This is a genomic window from Porticoccus sp. (assembly GCA_023261185.1).
GTDB classification, from domain to species: Bacteria; Pseudomonadota; Gammaproteobacteria; order Pseudomonadales; family Porticoccaceae; genus Porticoccus; species Porticoccus litoralis.
In genome coordinates this window covers 15,712-30,580 of record JALRJN010000058.1, presented here as the reverse complement: position 1 = coordinate 30,580, position 14,869 = coordinate 15,712, and the positions used below count along the sequence as shown (strand labels likewise).

General features: G+C 52.8%; 12 protein-coding genes. 10 read left to right on the top strand and 2 right to left on the bottom strand.

All coding sequences use genetic code 11. The annotated features are described in order from the left end of the window. From clpX to sthA, 5 genes are all read left to right on the top strand, one after another. A partial coding sequence (clpX, locus tag ACYZYZ_RS05425; RefSeq protein WP_461483531.1) for an ATP-dependent Clp protease ATP-binding subunit ClpX occupies nucleotides 1-861 on the top strand: 861 nt, incomplete at its 5' end. 154 nt (nucleotides 862-1,015) lie between these two features. Then, nucleotides 1,016-3,427 (top strand): endopeptidase La, encoded by a 2,412-nt coding sequence (lon, locus tag ACYZYZ_RS05420; RefSeq protein WP_461483530.1) that lies wholly within the window; start codon nucleotides 1,016-1,018, stop codon nucleotides 3,425-3,427. A 131-nt stretch (nucleotides 3,428-3,558) separates the two neighbouring features. Next, complete coding sequence (locus ACYZYZ_RS05415) at nucleotides 3,559-3,834, top strand: HU family DNA-binding protein (protein WP_305169305.1); 276 nt, start codon at nucleotides 3,559-3,561, stop codon at nucleotides 3,832-3,834. A gap of 104 nt (nucleotides 3,835-3,938) precedes the next feature. Next, nucleotides 3,939-5,816: a SurA N-terminal domain-containing protein gene (locus ACYZYZ_RS05410; RefSeq protein WP_461483529.1), complete on the top strand. Its 1,878-nt coding sequence runs from the start codon at nucleotides 3,939-3,941 to the stop codon at nucleotides 5,814-5,816. Between the two features lie 90 nt (nucleotides 5,817-5,906). Beyond that, nucleotides 5,907-7,325: a Si-specific NAD(P)(+) transhydrogenase gene (sthA, locus tag ACYZYZ_RS05405; RefSeq protein WP_461483528.1), complete on the top strand. Its 1,419-nt coding sequence runs from the start codon at nucleotides 5,907-5,909 to the stop codon at nucleotides 7,323-7,325. Between the two features lie 117 nt (nucleotides 7,326-7,442). Here the strand turns inward: sthA and ACYZYZ_RS05400 are convergent, their stop codons facing one another. Further along, nucleotides 7,443-7,736: a hypothetical protein gene (locus ACYZYZ_RS05400; RefSeq protein WP_461483527.1), complete on the bottom strand. Its 294-nt coding sequence runs from the start codon at nucleotides 7,734-7,736 to the stop codon at nucleotides 7,443-7,445. A gap of 173 nt (nucleotides 7,737-7,909) precedes the next feature. Here ACYZYZ_RS05400 and ACYZYZ_RS05395 point away from each other — a divergent pair, with 173 nt between their 5' ends. Genes ACYZYZ_RS05395 through ACYZYZ_RS05385 form a run of 3 tightly spaced genes read left to right on the top strand, consistent with a single transcriptional unit; the run spans nucleotide 7,910 to nucleotide 11,095 of the window. Beyond that, a complete protein-coding gene (locus tag ACYZYZ_RS05395) occupies nucleotides 7,910-9,163 on the top strand; it encodes a lipoprotein-releasing ABC transporter permease subunit (protein WP_461483526.1) in 1,254 nt (417 codons plus the stop codon). Further along, nucleotides 9,153-9,851 carry a lipoprotein-releasing ABC transporter ATP-binding protein LolD gene (gene lolD / locus ACYZYZ_RS05390; protein WP_461483525.1) on the top strand — a complete coding sequence of 233 codons (699 nt, stop codon included), beginning with the start codon at nucleotides 9,153-9,155 and terminating at the stop codon, nucleotides 9,849-9,851. Before ACYZYZ_RS05395 ends, lolD begins: the two co-directional genes overlap by 11 nt. A gap of 5 nt (nucleotides 9,852-9,856) precedes the next feature. Beyond that, a complete protein-coding gene (locus ACYZYZ_RS05385; RefSeq protein WP_461483524.1) occupies nucleotides 9,857-11,095 on the top strand; it encodes a lipoprotein-releasing ABC transporter permease subunit in 1,239 nt (412 codons plus the stop codon). A gap of 10 nt (nucleotides 11,096-11,105) precedes the next feature. Here ACYZYZ_RS05385 and ACYZYZ_RS05380 read toward each other — a convergent pair whose 3' ends face one another. Then, a complete protein-coding gene (locus ACYZYZ_RS05380; protein ID WP_461483523.1) occupies nucleotides 11,106-11,585 on the bottom strand; it encodes a DUF2062 domain-containing protein in 480 nt (159 codons plus the stop codon). A gap of 231 nt (nucleotides 11,586-11,816) precedes the next feature. On the opposite strand from ACYZYZ_RS05380, the gene ACYZYZ_RS05375 reads away from it, so the two are divergent. Then, a complete protein-coding gene (locus ACYZYZ_RS05375) occupies nucleotides 11,817-13,358 on the top strand; it encodes an FMN-binding glutamate synthase family protein (RefSeq protein ID WP_461483522.1) in 1,542 nt (513 codons plus the stop codon). 20 nt (nucleotides 13,359-13,378) lie between these two features. Then, on the top strand, nucleotides 13,379-14,863 hold the full coding sequence (locus tag ACYZYZ_RS05370) for a glutamate--cysteine ligase family protein (RefSeq protein WP_461483521.1): 1,485 nt from the start codon (nucleotides 13,379-13,381) through the stop codon (nucleotides 14,861-14,863). The last annotated feature ends 6 nt before the right edge of the window (nucleotides 14,864-14,869 follow it).

The window sequence follows — 14,869 nt, the reverse complement described above, 5'->3', positions numbered from 1 at the left end:
TTTGTTATTGCAGATGCTACGACGCTGACAGAGGCTGGTTATGTAGGTGAAGATGTTGAAAATATCATGCAAAAATTACTGCAAAAATGTGATTATGATGTAACCAAAGCCCAAAAAGGCATTGTTTACATTGATGAAGTTGATAAAATTTCGAGGAAATCTGATAACCCTTCTATTACCCGTGATGTGTCAGGTGAAGGTGTTCAGCAGGCGCTGCTGAAACTGATTGAAGGCACGGTTGCTTCCGTTCCGCCTCAGGGTGGCCGCAAGCATCCACAGCAGGAATTTTTGCAGGTTGATACTGCCAATATCCTGTTTATCTGTGGCGGTGCCTTTGCCGGGCTGGAAAAGGTAATCAGTGACCGCTCCGAAAAAGGCGGTATTGGTTTTAGTGCCGAAGTGAAAAGCAAGCAGAAGGATAAGAACATCGGTCAGACACTGGCCGAGGTCGAACCGGAAGATCTGGTGCGCTATGGTCTGATTCCCGAGTTTGTTGGTCGTCTGCCCGTGATTGCCACGCTGGAAGAGCTGGACAGGGATGCTCTCGTTAACATTCTGGTTGAACCAAAAAACTCTCTGGTCAAACAGTATGAAGCGCTCTTCGAGATGGAAGGCGTAGAGCTGGATATCCGTCGTGATGCACTGGAAGCCATTGCTGACAAGGCGTTGGAGAGAAAGACCGGTGCTCGTGGACTACGCTCAATCATCGAAAACGTGTTGCTGGACACTATGTACAGCATTCCCTCCACTGAAAATGTCGGCAAAGTAGTGATTGAAAGTGCCGTGATTCGGGGTGAGGCTGAGCCCATGCTGGTGTATGAAAACAGCGAGCCGAAAAAGGCTGCATCAAGCGACGATTGATCAAAGCCAAAAGGTATTTACCATGGGGCCCCTTTCGGGGCCCTTTTTTATTGTTCTCAAAATTATCCGTCACTTTTACTTGTTTTTATCCGGCGTGTCCCCATATTTGCGGTAAGCTATAAAAATTGTAATTCTCAAGAATGAGGTAGTGAGAATGGGACAGGATACGGTACACAATGAATTGACCATGTTGCCGCTGCGCGATGTGGTGGTTTATCCACACATGGTAATTCCCCTCTTTGTGGGCCGGGAAAAGTCGATTCTGGCTTTGGAAGAGGCCATGGCCAACGACAAGCAAATTTTGCTGATCGCGCAAAAGTCCGCTGCTGTGGATGATCCGACCCCGGAGGATCTGTATCGGGTCGGTACCTTGTCGTCTGTGCTGCAAATGCTCAAGCTGCCCGATGGCACTGTCAAAGTGCTGGTTGAAGGTTCCGAGCGCGTCAAAATCGAAACCATTGACGAGTCTCCCGGTTATTTTGTCTGCACCTATGTGCCGATGTCGGAGGAAGACCTTTCCAGTGAGGAAACCGGTGCGTTGATGCGTTCCTCTCTGACCCAGTTTGAACAGTACGTCAATCTGAGTAAAAAAATTCCCTCCGAGGTGGTTAGCACCGTTGCCGGAATTGATGATCCCAGTCGTTTGGCCGATACGCTGGCGACACACATGACCCTGAGCGTTGAGCAGAAACAGCAGATTCTGGAGACGGCGACGGTCAATGAGCGTCTGGAAAATCTTTTGGGGTTGATGGAATCGGAGATTGAGCTGTTTGAAGTTGAACAGCGCATTCGCGGCCGCGTTAAAAAGCAGATGGAGAAAAGCCAGAAGGAGTACTACCTCAACGAGCAAATGAAGGCGATACAGAAAGAGCTCGGTGAGGTTGAGGAAGGCGGTAACGATATCGAGCAGCTGGAAGCCAAGATCGATGAAGCCGGCATGCCCAAGTTCGCGTTTGATAAGGCCAAGTCGGAGCTGAACAAACTGAAGATGATGTCGCCGATGTCCGCGGAAGCCTCAGTGCTGCGAGGTTATATCGACTGGGTGGTGAGTGTGCCTTGGAAAAAACGTTCCAAGGTACGTCACGATCTGCTTCGGGCTGAAAAAATCCTTAACGAAGACCACTATGGTCTTGAAGAGGTCAAAGAGCGGATTCTGGAATTCCTGGCTGTGCAGCAGCGGGTTAAAAAGCTGAAAGGTCCGGTATTGTGTTTGGTGGGCCCGCCCGGTGTGGGCAAAACCTCGCTGGGTGAATCCATTGCCAAGGCCACTGGCAGAAAATATGTGCGTATGTCTCTGGGTGGCGTTCGCGATGAAGCGGAAATTCGCGGCCACCGCCGCACCTATATTGGTTCTCTGCCGGGCAAGCTGATTCAGAAGCTGTCCAAGGTGGGTGTCAAAAATCCGCTGTTCCTGCTGGATGAAATTGACAAAATGGGTATGGATCACCGCGGTGACCCGGCTTCTGCCATGCTGGAAGTTTTGGATCCGGAACAGAACAACAGTTTCAACGATCATTACCTGGAAGTGGACTACGACCTTTCAGAGGTGATGTTTATTTGTACCGCCAATTCCATGAATATTCCCGGTCCTTTAATGGATAGGCTGGAAGTGATTCGTATCCCCGGTTACACCGAAGATGAAAAGGTCAATATTGCCCTCAAGTACTTGCTGCCCAAGCAGCGCAAGGCCAATGGCCTCAAAGACACCGAACTGGATATCGAAGAGTCTGCAGTGCGTGATGTGATTCGCTATTACACCCGAGAAGCGGGTGTGCGCGGTCTGGAACGCGAGCTTGCCAAAATCTGCCGGAAAATCGTCACTCTCTATGTGCGTAAGGACTGCGAAGGCCATCAACTGATAACCAGCGAGCGCCTTGAAGATCTGCTGGGTGTCTATAAGTACGACTATGGTCGCGCCGAGGCTGAGAGTCAGATTGGCCAGGTTACGGGATTGGCCTGGACGTCTGTGGGTGGCGAGTTGCTAACCATAGAATCCTCTGCGGTGCCGGGTAAAGGTCAAGTGGTGAAAACCGGATCTCTGGGCGATGTCATGCAGGAGTCCATCCAGGCGGCGCTCACCGTTGTGAGAAGCCGGGCTAAGGGGCTGGGTATTCGACGGGATTTCTACCAGAAAGTGGACTTGCACGTTCACGTTCCCGAGGGCGCTACGCCGAAAGATGGCCCTAGCGCTGGTATTGGCATGTGCACAGCCTTCGTTTCCGTGCTCACTGGAATTCCGGTGAGAGCCGATGTGGCTATGACCGGTGAAATCACACTCAGAGGCCAGGTGCTGAGAATTGGTGGCCTCAAGGAAAAACTGTTGGCGGCACATCGGGGTGGTATTCACACTGTAGTGATCCCACAGGAAAATGAGAGGGACCTCAAAGAGATACCCGAACATATTAAAGCTGACCTTGATATTCGTCCGGTGCAGTGGATCGATGAAGTTTTGGATATCGCGCTCACAGGCAAACCGGAACCGCTGTCCGATGAGGAGTTTGAGAGAGTCGACAGTGATGACAAAAAATCGACAAATGAGGCTGTAAGCCGCATAAATACTCACTAAAGCGCTTGACCGCCGAGGGGGCTCATTGGTATAACGTTGCAGTCGTCTTCTATGCCACAGCCTGCAGTAAGCCGTTGAGTTGTGTGTGTTGCAGGTGAACAGTCTTAATCAACCATAACAAGGGGATTATTGTGAATAAATCTGAACTCGTTGATGCTATTGCTGATTCAGCCGATCTGTCTAAAGCTTCTGCCGGTCGCGCTCTTGACGCTGCCATCGATGCTGTTACCAGCGCCCTCAAGAAAGGCGATGCGGTATCTCTAGTTGGCTTTGGAACTTTCTCTGTAAAACAACGTGCCGCGCGTACTGGCCGTAACCCGCAGACTGGTGCTGAAATCAAAATTGCCGCAGCCACTGTCCCTAGCTTCAAAGCAGGTAAAGCATTGAAGGACGCTGTTAACAAATAAAACAGTGTCGTAGTTGGATTTTTTGCTATGAAAAGGCGCATCGGCGATGCGCCTTTTTTTATAGAATGACGAGTAAGTTTTTTTCCTGAGCCCAAGAGATCTCTATGCTTCAGAATTTTCGAGATAACCTGCATGGTGCAACCAAGGGGGTTTTGATCGCGATCATTATCGTTCCCTTCGCTCTGTTCGGTGTCGATGCACTCTTTATGAGCGGCAGTGCCGTGGAAGAAGCCGCTAATGTTAATGGTGAAACCATTACCGAGCTTCGCCTGCAACAGGCAGTGGTTTTGCAAAAACAGCAGATTCTTAACCGCTACGAGAATATTGATCCCACCCTGGTGGATGAAGATCAACTGAGAGCGCCAGTGATGCAACAGTTGATTCGTCAGAAAGTTGTCGAGCAGGCCGCTGTGGATCAGGGCATGGGCGTGGATAAAAAGACGCTGTATCGGATATTGCTGGAGGTCCCTGATTTTCAGACTGATGGCAAGTTCGATACCGAGCGCTATGAGTTTGTTCTGAGGCAGATGGGCTATTCCCCCACCTCCTACAACAAGCTGCTGACTACCGATATGGTTACCAATCAGTTTATGCAGGGTGTTGCCGCAACAGGATTTGCCACCCTGCAGGAAAGCAAGCTGTTGGCGGGTATTACCGAGCAGACCAGGGACTATTATTACCTGACCATTCCCCGCGCGCCGCTGCTGGACACTATCGAAGTGGCGGAATCCGACATCGAGTCCTATTACACCGCCAATCAGGATGAATTCCGCTCAGAAGAAAAACTGGTGGTGGAATACGTCGAACTGACGCCAGCTAGCTTCACAGAAGAAGTCAATCTGGAACAAAGCATGGTGGATGAAGTGGTTGACGCGAAAATTGCCGCGGCAGCTTCCAGGCGCTCACGGCATGTGGCGCAAATTCTGCTCGAAGTCCAGGATGATGATAGTCATCTGGAGAAGCTGGCAGAGATTCAGAAAAAGTTAGAAGCCGGTGAATCGTTTGCTGATCTGGCCCGGGAATATTCCGAGGACTATGGTACGGCAGAGCAGGGCGGAGACCTCGGTTATATTCAGGCAGGAGACCTGCCGGAATCCCTGAGCGCTGCATTGGATCAACTTGCCGTTGGTGAAGTTTCCGGCCTGGTGGAAAGTGAGCTGGGTGTGCATCTGATCAAATTGCTGGATGAAAAGTCTGCCGATGCCCCCAGTCGTGAGCAGCTGGAACCCTCTGTACGTCAGGAGCTGTTACATCAACTGGCCTTGGAGTTGCTTCCGGTTCGAATCGAAGAATTGAAAGATCTTTCCTACAACGCTTATTCCCTGGAATCTGTAGCGAACCGCCTGGGTGTGCCGCTGAAGGTTTCTGAGCCCTTTGGCCGCAGAGAGGGTGCAGGTATTTCGTCAAACCCGGTGGTTGTGCAAGCGGCCTTCAGCCAGCCTGTCCTCGACGATGGACTGGCCAGCGAGGTATTGGAGCTGGCCGATGACCACGTACTGGTACTGAAACTGAAAGAACGGATTCCCGAGACACTCCAGCCCCTGGCAGATGTTCGTGATCAGATTGAAACTATACTCAAGGCACAATATGCCAGTAGAGAACTGCAGCAGCGTGGTGAAGCCCTGGCTGAGCGGGCAAGGGCCGGCGAAAGTATTGAAGATATTGCCAAGCAGGAAGCGCTGGAGTGGCAGGTGAGCCTGGATACCAAGCGTTTTTCCGGCAATCAGGTCAGCCAGATACGTGATCGCGTGTTCGACATGTCGGAGCCTGGCAGCAAGCCAGTGATTGATAACCTGATTATGAACAATGGTGACTACGTTCTGGTGTCTCTGGTGAAAGTGCAGGAAGGTGATTTTTCTCAGTTGAGCAGTGAACAGCAGAATTTGCTGACAGCGACTGTTGCCCTGACTAATGCCAGCCGTGACTACCAGGCCTATGAGCGGATACTGCTGGAGCAGGCGGACGTCGCATCCAAATATTGATCTGATCAATGTGGGTCAATCGAATATCGAATGACGCAGTATCGCTGATTGTCAGGGGTGCTGTGGGAGTGTAAGTGGAGTGGTTGAGGTATGGCGGATTTTCAGTATGACCTTGTGATTATCGGCAGCGGCCCTGCGGGTGAGGGCGCAGCCATGTCAGCGGTTAAACAGGGTTGGTCCGTGGCGGTTGTGGATGAGCGCATGCAGGTGGGCGGCAACTGCACCCATTTGGGTACCATTCCTTCCAAGGCATTGCGTCACTCGGTGCGCCGTATGGTGCAATTCAATACCATGCCCATGTTTCGTGCCGTCGGCGAACCGAGATGGTTCTCCTTTCCCGAGCTGATGCAGGCCGCGGATGAGGTAATTCGCAAGCAGGTGGATGGCCGCACACGGGAGTACTCGCGCAATCGTATTCGCCTGCATGTCGGTCGCGCTACCTTTACTGATACCCATGAAATCTCTGTCAAAAAGGCAGACCATACCCATGAAACCATCAAGGGTCGTTTCTTTTTGATTGCGACTGGCTCCAGTCCCTATCACCCGGAAGATGTGGACTTTAGTCACCCGTGTATATTTGACAGCGATTCCATTCTCAAGCTGAACCGCACGCCCCGTAATATCATTATCTACGGGGCCGGTGTTATAGGCTGCGAATATGCCTCCATATTTGCGGGCCTGGAAACCCGGGTAGAACTGGTGAATACCCGCGCGGGTTTGTTGTCGTTCCTTGATGGTGAAATTTCTGATGCGCTGAGTTACCACCTGCGGGATCTTAATGTGAACTTCAGGAACAATGAGGAATACGCAAAGGTAGAAACCCGTAATAACGGCGTGACCATGGAACTCAAGTCTGGGAAGCGTATTCACGCCGAGGCGTTACTCTGGAGCAATGGCCGCTCAGGTAATACCCAGGGAATGGGACTCGAAACCATAGGGTTGGAATCAGATAGCCGTGGCCAGCTGGAGGTGAACGAACACTATCAAACCAGAGTGTCGCATATCTATGCTGCTGGCGATGTGGTGGGTTGGCCCGCCCTGGCCGGTGCGGCCTATGATCAGGGGCGTTTTGCGGCAGCTCATATGTGCGGTACAGCCCGTGAGTACCATGTGGAGGATGTGGCCACCGGTATTTATACCATCCCCGAGATCAGCTACGTGGGTAAAACAGAGGCTGAACTCACCGAGCAGCAAATCCCCTACGAAATAGGTAGGGCATATTTCAAAAACATTGCCCGGGCGCATATTTCCGGTGAGGAAGTTGGCGTATTGAAAGTCCTCTTTCATCAGGAAACCCTGGAGATACTGGGCGTTCACTGTTTCGGTGCCGAGGCTGCCGAGATTGTGCACATTGGCCAGGCCATCATGAACCAGGAGGGCAAGGCCAATACCATCGAATATTTTATTCGCACCACCTTTAATTATCCGACCATGGCCGAGGCCTACCGAATTGCTGCCATCAATGGCATCAACCGCCTGTGCAGGGAGTCCCGCAAATTGGTGGTTTAGATGGTGTGTTGTCTAGGGCTTGAGAGCCGATTTGGTTTGAACCCGTGAGATAAAACAGACAGATAAAAAAGGCGCCGTTAACGGCGCCTTTTTTGATTGTAACGGAGAGCGGATGGCTTATTCAGTTGGAGCCTCGCTGCGCTTCAAGACAGAATGTAAAACCAGATCATGTTCAAAATACACCACAAAATCGCTGTATTCCCAGGAGGAGATCGGAGGTTCGCCTACGCCATTCTGCATTGTTAATGGTTCGCCAAATTGCTCCCTGACACGTTCTTTGCTGATGCCGCGGTGAGGTCTCTCAAGCGCCTGTTTTTCTGCGGCCTGTTGCCCAACCGGGACCACCACCTGCTCTGCAGCCAGGGGCAGTGAAAGTAAAACGAGAAGGGGCACTAGCAAAAGCTTGTTCATAGAATTAATTCCTTGGTTCTAATGATCACCGGCAGCGTCCGAGTTTTGCAGCGTTACCTGTGATTATAGTAAGCAGAAATGTGCCAAGTGCAACCGCAAAATCTCCAGGGAGCAAAAAACAGGCAGTCAATCACATAAATCGGAGCTTGTTTGACCCTGTGGATTCCGATTAAATGCCAGCCATGAATGCCAACCTGCCTCTATTTATTGCCCTGCGCTACATTCGCAGCAAAAGGCGCAATGGATTTGTTTCCTTTATCTCCCTGCTGTCTTTTATTGCTATGGCACTGGGTGTGATGGCCCTGATCCTGGTGTTGTCAGTAATGAACGGCTTTGACCGTGAAATTCGGGAGCGTATTCTCAGTGTGGTTTCTCACGCTGCACTGGTGGATGAGAAAGGTGTAGCAGATTGGCAAGCCCTCGGTGACTGGGCGCTGGAAGATCCTGGTGTGAAAGCATTTGCTCCCTTTGTGGAAGGCTATGGGCTGTTAACCTCTGATACCGGCAGTCAGGGGGTGTTATTGCACGGTGTTGATCCCCGTTATGAACAGGGAGTTAGTCCGGTGGCAAATCATATGCTGGTAGGCGACTTCTCCCTACTGCAACCTGGCGAATACGGTATTGTGCTGGGCAACTTATTGGCCAGAAGCCTGGGGGTGATTCGCGGCGATCATGTCATGCTCTCGCTCCCGGAACTGAATGTGACCCCGGCAGGGATCTTTCCCCGATATAAGCGATTTAGGGTGCTGGGTGTTTTTCAGGTAGGTGCCCAAGTAGATAGCGGCATGGCCTTTATCCATTATCAGGATGCCCAGAAACTCTACCGCATGAGCGGTCGGGTCAGCGGTGTTCGGCTGCGGGTTGACGACCCTTATGGTGTCGACATGGTGGCTACCAGATTGCGCTCGGAATCCAAGGAAGGGTTGGTAGTGAAAACCTGGACAGGCGAGATGGGAAATCTTTTTCAGGCCATTGAAATGGAGAAAAAAGTGGTGGGCTTGTTACTGGCTGCGATTGTTGCCGTGGCGGCATTCAATATTGTTGCCAGTCTGACCTTGATGGTAGCGGATAAGCGGCGGGATATTGCCGTTCTGCGCACGCTGGGTGCAGAGGGAAAAACCATTTCGCGGATATTCCGCATTCAGGGGACAGCGGTCGGCCTGTTTGGTGTTGTCACCGGTGTGATATGTGGTTGTCTAATGGCCCTGGGTATTGCCGATATTGTCGGTCTTCTGGAGCGCTATCTGGGCTTTCAGGTGTTTGATCCCAATGTTTACTTTATCAGTGAACTTCCTTCACGCCTGATGTGGCAGGATGTACTTGCAATTAGCCTGCTTGGCATTTTCTTGAGTCTGATTGCCACACTGTACCCTGCCCATCGTGCGGCTAAGGTGCTGCCCGCGGAGGCGCTGCGTTATGACCACTGATCAGCCGGTCCTCCTTTGTCAGGATTTAAGTCGCCACTACAGTCAGGGTTCGGCCAGGATAGATGTTTTAAATGAACTGGCACTGACCGTTGGCCGTGGCGAGCGCGTGGCCATTGTCGGCACATCAGGTTCAGGTAAGACTACGTTGCTGAACTTGCTCGGAGGCCTGGATGATCCCGATGCGGGTTCCGTTTGGGTGATGGACAAAGATATGGCGGTAATGGGTGAATCGGAGCGTGCCCGTTGGCGCAACCAGCACCTTGGTTTTGTCTATCAGTTTCACCATTTGCTCGGCGAATTCAGTGCACTCGAAAATGTGGCTATGCCGTTATTGATCGGTAAACGCCCTGTTGCAGAAGCGCGGCAGCGTGCGACTGATGTGTTGGCGAAGGTGGGTCTTGAGCATCGTCTCCAGCACAAACCCTCAGAGCTCTCAGGGGGTGAGCGCCAGCGCGTGGCCATTGCGAGGGCGTTGGTGGCAAATCCTGCTTGTGTGCTGATGGATGAGCCGACGGGAAATCTTGATCCACAGACAGCGGAAACCATTCTGCAACTGCTTTTGTCCCTGAACCGGGATATCGGCACCAGTTTTGTGGTAGTCACCCACGACCCTGATGTCGCTGGCCGAATGGATAGAACCCTGTCGTTAACTGGTGGTCGGCTCACTGACGTGACGGGCGGGGAATAATCGCTGTGTTCAGGCCTCTGCCCTGTTTTTTAGCTCTCCGCAATTTTACTTCCGGTAGCCGCAATCGGCTGGTTTCCTTTATTTCCCTGCTGGCCATATTGGGGCTGGTGCTGGGCGTAGCATTGTTGATTATTGTTGTGTCGGTCATGAACGGCTTTGACCGGGAAATGGAGACGCGAATTCTGGGCGCAGTGCCGCATATCAGGCTGTTCAGCCATGAAGGTATCGACAATGAAGCCCGCCTTAGGGAGACACTCCTGGAACATCCCAATGTCCGAGCGGTGATGCCATTTACGCGACTGGAAGGGATGCTGACTCGCAATGGTAAAACCCGCCCTGTGGAAGTGCTGGGTATAGAGCCTGCTTTCAGCGGGCAGTTTATCGGCCAGTTCCTGCCAAACAGTCTCATCATGAAACTGAATCAGACGTCAGGTGGCGTCGTGCTGAGCACTATTGTTGCTGAAAATCTCTCTGCTAAAGCCGGTGACAGGGTGACGTTACTCGTACCTTCCCGTAGTGAAGGGGGTGCGATTCATGAGGCCCCACGGGTGGCGGCCTTTACCGTATTGGGCACCTTTGCGACCCACACCACACTTGATCAGGGGCTCATGTTGATCCATTTGCCGGAGGCTTCTGCGCTGGTGGGCCTCAATGGTCATCCTCAGGGTATGCAGGTGAAAGTTGACCAGCTATTTCAGGCCCGCCAGACCGGGTTTCAGTTGATGAATCTGTTACCCGGTGAGTTTTATTTTTCTGATTGGCTGCAGACCCATGGCAATCTCTATCAGGCAATCAAAATGTCCCGCAACATGGTTTCACTACTGGTTTTTCTGATCATTGCGATTGCCGTGTTTAATGTAATTTCGATGCTGATGATGACAGTGATCGACAAGCGCGCGGAAATTGCCATTCTCAAAACTCAGGGTGCTACCGGCGGAGAAATTGTGATGACCTTTCTCGCCCAAGGCTTTTTGATCGGGGTATTCGGTGCCGGGTTAGGGGTGTTGCTGGGGACAGTCGGTGCCTACAACATCACAGCGTTGGCACATTGGCTGGAATCCTTGCTGGGACATCAGCTGCTGAACTCGGAAATTTACCCCATCGACTATTTGCCCACAGACATTCACTGGGCCGATGTGGTGATGATCGTCATGGTTGCCCTGGGTCTGAATTTTCTGGCGACCCTATACCCGGCATTCCGTGCTGCGGGCACACGTCCGGCAGAAGTATTGCGCTACGAATAGTTTTTTGGCCTCAGTCGAGGGTTTTATCCTGTTTAACCTGTTGACGGCCTAGTCGATTGCGTTTTCGCTGTTCCCAATTCTTGATCACTTTCCAGCGCCACAGGTAAAGGATCGTCAAATAACCCATGATACCGGTGACCAGCCCACAGATCAGTGAGCCGGTAATGAGCGGTAGCCATATCGCACTGCCCTGGGCGGAGGCCCACTCCCAGCTCAGTTCAATCGTAAATTGGGTCTCCTGATGGCCTAGTAGTAATACGCCAATGCTGTAGGAGAACAAAAACATGGGTGCAATGGTCAGTGGGTTGCTTATCCAGATCAGCGACACGGCAACGGGCAGATTGGTGCGAAACAGCAACGCCAGGAACGCGGCGATGAACATTTGTCCCGGCACTGGCAAGAATGCACAAAACAGGCCGATAAAGAATGATGAGGCAATAGAGAAGCGGTTGATATGAAACAGGTTGGGATCACGTAGTAATGGGCCCATCCAGCGGAGAGGCCTTAACTGTAGTGTTTTATGGGGGTCGGGTAAAAACCGCCTCAGGGTCTTTCTGGGCATGGAATGCTGGCCGGCAGAAATGGAGGTCGCGATTATGCCGAGTTTTATGGCGATACACCACTATGCCGGGCAATTGGCTTGCTGGCGGAGCAGGGGTACTATGAGACAGGGTAGAAACAGTTACTGCCAACAGAATAAATAACACTTCCGGATTCGTTTATGCAGCACACAGCCACAAACTGGGTTTATACGATTTTGAACTCCCTGGCGGGGCTATTTGTTATTGCCGTGATTGCAGGGCTGATATGGGTGATGGTGATGTATGTGGTGGACGTCACCCAGTCAAAACATACCGTGCGCCGCAATTATCCGGTGATTGGACGCTTCCGTTACCTTTTCGAGCATATGGGCAGTTTTTTTCGCCAGTATTTCTTTGCCATGGATCGCGAGGAAATGCCCTTCAATCGGGCCGAAAGGGCCTGGGTGTACCGGGCGGCCAAGGATGTGGATCGCACTTTGGCATTTGGTTCCACCCGCGATTTGAGGCCGGTGGGCTCCATTTACTTTGTGAACTGTGCCTATCCGACCCGTGGGGAAGATGCCGTTGCGCCCAGCCCGCTAACCATCGGCCCTTACTGCGAGCACCCCTACACTACGGCCTCGCTGATCAATATTTCCGGTATGAGTTACGGAGCGCTGTCCAAACCAGCGGTGAGGGCGCTATCTAAGGGAGCGGCCAAAGCCGGTTGTTGGATGAATACCGGTGAGGGCGGGTTGTCACCCTACCACCTTGAGGGTGGTTGTGATCTGGTGTTCCAGATTGGTACCGCCAAGTTCGGGGTAAGGGATGAAAAAGGTCAGCTCAGCGAAGAGCGGCTGGTGGCCGTTGCTTCAAACCCTGAAGTGAAGATGTTTGAAATCAAGTTGAGCCAGGGGGCCAAACCCGGCAAAGGGGGGATTCTCCCGGCTGCCAAGGTGACCCAGGAAGTAGCCCGTATCCGTGCCATCGAAATTGGCGAAGATGCCATCAGCCCGAACCGCCACCCGGAAATTGCCAATGCTGCCGGTTTGCTGGATATGGTGGATCAGGTGCGACGGGTGACAGGCAAGCCGGTGGGCTTCAAGACGGTTGTCGGCGATACCCAGTGGCTGGCGGAGCTCTGTGAACTGATTCTGGAACGCGGTATTGAGTCCGCGCCCGACTTTATCACCATTGATGGTGCCGAGGGTGGCTCGGGTGCCGCACCTCAGGCATTGCTGGACTACATGGGCATGCCAATACGTGAAAGCCTGCCGGCGGTTGTGGACCTTTTATGTGGCTATGGCCTTCGGGAGCGTATCAAGGTCATCGCCTCAGGCAAGCTGATCGTCCCTTCCGGCGTGGCATGGGCGCTCTGTATGGGCGCGGATTTCGTCACTTCTGCACGGGGGTTTATGTTTTCCCTGGGGTGTATTCAGGCCATGCAGTGCAATAAGAACACTTGCCCCACCGGGATAACCACTCACGACCCGAAATTGCAGCGTGGACTTGACCCTTTGGAAAAATCGGACCGCGTGGCCAACTATGTGTTCAACATGACCTATGATGTGGGAATGATTGCCCACTCCTGTGGTGCTCTGGAACCTCGGCAGTTGCGGCGCAAGCACGCCAGGATGGAAACCCATTCCGGCCGTTCTGAAAGCCTGGAACACCTCTATCCGACGGTGGCCAGTGGCGCCTATGTGGAGCATATGAAGATCTTTGAACCGTCCGAGCCGTAGGCAGTTTTAAGGAGGTCTGAATGGGGCAATTTATTCAAAAGACCAGCTTCAGCGAAAAAGACTTTCTTGCTTTTCAGGACAAGCTGCACCAGTGCCTGGAGGCTCTTGAACTGGTGCTGGAGCGACCCGGTTTTGGGCTGGGAGAGCCCTCCATCGGCGCGGAGCTTGAGTTATATCTGCTGGATGGCGAAGGGCGTCCCGTGCCCGAAAACCAGGCCGTTCAGGACACCTATGACGACCCAACGCTAACACTGGAATTAAACCGGTATAACCTCGAACTCAATTTCACCCCCCTTCCTGGCACCGGTGCACCATTCACCGCCCTGCAGCAGCAGATACTGGACAATCTCGCCGGATTGAACCAGAAGATGGACCCGTGGCAGGGACAGGTACTACCCATCGGAATTTTGCCGACCTTGCAGGAGAGGGACTTTGGTCCACAGGTGATGACGGATCTGCCCCGTTATCGTGTGCTGGCGGACGCGGTTCAACAGCGCCGCCAGAGCACCGGCATTCGTATTGAGGGGCAGGACAGCATGAACCTGGTCCACGATGATGTCACTCTGGAAGGCGCCTGCACGTCCTTCCAGGTTCATTACCGTCCTCGCGGGCAGGACATGGTGAACCTGTGGAATGCCACGCAGCTGGTTACTCCCCTGATGGTGGGGGTGTCGGCAAATTCGCCACTACTTCTCGGCCATCGCCTTTGGCATGAAACCCGAGTGCCACTGTTCTGCCAGTCCATTGATGGGCTCAATCGCCAGTCCGAACATCCCGTACCTCCGCCCAGGGTCAGTTTTGGACAGGGCTGGTTGCGCCATAGTCTAATCGAGCTGTTCCGCGAGACCGTACAGCTCTATCCACCCCTGATCCCGATACTCAGCGATGAGGACCCGTTGGCCGTGGTGGCTCGGGGAGACGTGCCAAAACTGGATGAGCTGCGTCTGCATGATGGCACCATCTGGTCCTGGAATCGCCCGATCTATGATCCGTGTAATGACCCCCATTTGCGTATAGAAATGCGTGTCCTGCCTGCGGGGCCCAGTGCTGCGGATATGGCGGCTAATGCAGCATTGTTTATTGGGCTGGCCCAGGGGTTGTCGGAAGATGTGGAACCGTTGCTGTCTGCGCTACCCTTTTCCTACGCCCGCGCCAACTTTTACCGTGCCGCCCAGCACGGAATGGGGGCGTCCATCTACTGGCCCAACGCCCATCAGAATAGTCTCGAGGAGCGGTCATTAGCCGCTGTGCTGGAGCAGTTACTGCCCGTCGCGGAGAAAGGTCTGATTCAGGTCGGTGTGAACAAGGAAGAAGCCCAAACCTGGTTATCGTTAATCAGTGACAGGCTGCAGAGGGGGCAGACGGGTGCCAGTTGGCAGTTGCATCAATATAACCGCTTGGTGGGCAACGGGCATGGGAACCATGAGGCTTGTCTGCAACTGTTGAAAGCATACTGTCATCATTCCAACGCCAATGTTCCAGTAGCCTTGTGGCCGGACCTTTAACTGGCC